This window comes from Vibrio sp. 10N.222.46.A1 (genome assembly GCF_041473595.1).
Classification (GTDB): domain Bacteria; phylum Pseudomonadota; class Gammaproteobacteria; order Enterobacterales; family Vibrionaceae; genus Vibrio; species Vibrio tasmaniensis_A.
The window spans coordinates 1-1,551 of sequence record NZ_JBFRSN010000923.1; the positions used below are offsets into that span (position 1 = coordinate 1).

The 1,551-nt window shown below is 43.5% G+C and carries 2 protein-coding genes; one reads left to right on the forward strand and one right to left on the reverse strand.

The window, feature by feature from the left end:
- Positions 1 to 132: 132 nt before the first annotated feature.
- Positions 133 to 921, reverse strand: a complete 789-nt coding sequence (locus AB4496_RS22060; RefSeq protein WP_009845320.1) for a M48 family metallopeptidase — start codon at positions 919 to 921, stop codon at positions 133 to 135.
- A 184-nt stretch (positions 922 to 1,105) separates the two neighbouring features.
- On the opposite strand from AB4496_RS22060, the gene AB4496_RS22065 reads away from it, so the two are divergent.
- Positions 1,106 to 1,531, forward strand: a complete 426-nt coding sequence (locus tag AB4496_RS22065; RefSeq protein WP_009845321.1) for a hotdog fold thioesterase — start codon at positions 1,106 to 1,108, stop codon at positions 1,529 to 1,531.
- Positions 1,532 to 1,551: the final 20 nt, after the last annotated feature.

Below are 1,551 nucleotides of genomic sequence, written 5' to 3' on the forward strand. Positions count from 1 at the left end.
ACTGGTGATCAACTATTAAGCCTACCATTGCAAATTCTTGGTACTTAACAAGAACCAAAACAAAAAAGTGCCCTAGCCAATATGGATAGGGCATTTTTGTATTCGAAGTTTAGCGTCTAAACAAATGTAAAATTACGTTTTGCAATTTGGTCTTGGAGAACCCGATTGGGGAAGCGTTTTGATCGTCGCTTGCAGATCTTTGATACGCGTACTGTGCGAAGGGTGTGTAGAAAGCAGTTCTGGGGGCTGATTACCACCCGATGCCTTCGCCATGTTTTGCCATAAGTCGACACTTTGGTTAGGATCGAATCCAGCTCTAGCCATATACTCTAGGCCAACAACATCGGCTTCAGATTCTTGAGTTCGCCCATACGGTAGAATAACGCCATACTGAACGCCTAAACCTAAAGCAGCCATCGTCATACCTTGATATTGGCTGTATTCTGATGTGCCTAATGCGATGCTAGTAACCGATAAACCAGTGTTAGCGATTTGAGACTGAGATAGGCGCTCGTTACTGTGGTCTGCTAAAACGTGCGCCACTTCGTGCCCGATAACTGTCGCGAGTTGGTCTTGATTAACCGCTACCTTAAGCAACCCGGTATATACGCCAATTTTTCCACCTGGTAGGGCGAATGCGTTTACTTGGTCACTGTCAAAGACAACAACTTCCCATTCACTAAAACCTTGTTTAGGAATGTATTGCGTGATGCTGTTTGCGACGCACTGTACATAAGCGTTCGTTTTTGCATCTTTGCTGATGGGTTGTTCTTTCTTCATTTGTTCAAAAGACTGTGCTCCAAGCTGAGACATATCTTTATCTGAAAAAAGCAGTAATTGGTTTCTGCCTGTTGGGGAAGCGCTGCATGCACTTAGCCCAGCGAGTGTAAGAAGCGAGGCAAACTTCATCCATGACGTCATACAATATCCTCCGTGTATTCGGTTTTTATGCATGTTAACATCAACTTGTGTAATAGCTAGTAGCAGTAAGATAACTATTTCGGTAATAATCCCAGCAATAATGCTAACGTTATTGGTTTTATCAACCTATTAACGATGATAAAACTGCACACGCGATAACAAAGCCAATAATTAAGGAACCTACATGAGTATTTGGAAAAAGCCCGTTGACCTAGAGATCTTCAACGCGACCTCAAAAAATACCTTAATTGAACACCTCAATATTGTATACACCGAGGTCAACGACAACTCTTTGGTGGCAACCATGCCGGTTTGTCATTTTACCCACCAACCTTTAGGTATGCTCCATGGCGGCGCATCGGTTGTGTTAGCAGAAACGCTTGGCTCATTGGCTGCTAATTTTTGCGTTCCAGAAGGCTACTATTGCGTTGGGCTAGATATCAACGCAAACCACGTTAGATCAATGCGCGATGGCCATGTTGTCGGTACTGCTGAGCCTATTCACTTAGGTGTGTCTACCCAAGTATGGCAGATAAACATCACGGATGAGCGTCAACGCTTAGTCTGTACAAGTCGTTTAACTATTGCTGTGAAGAAACATAAGCGATAATAGGCTAAGCATTAGTTAGC

Excerpts from the sequence above, each read along its gene's own strand:
- AB4496_RS22060 (WP_009845320.1), bottom strand. The coding sequence starts at position 921 with ATGACGTCATGGATGAAGTTTGCCTCGCTTCTTACACTCGCTGGGCTA.
- AB4496_RS22065 (WP_009845321.1), top strand. The coding sequence starts at position 1,106 with ATGAGTATTTGGAAAAAGCCCGTTGACCTAGAGATCTTCAACGCGACC.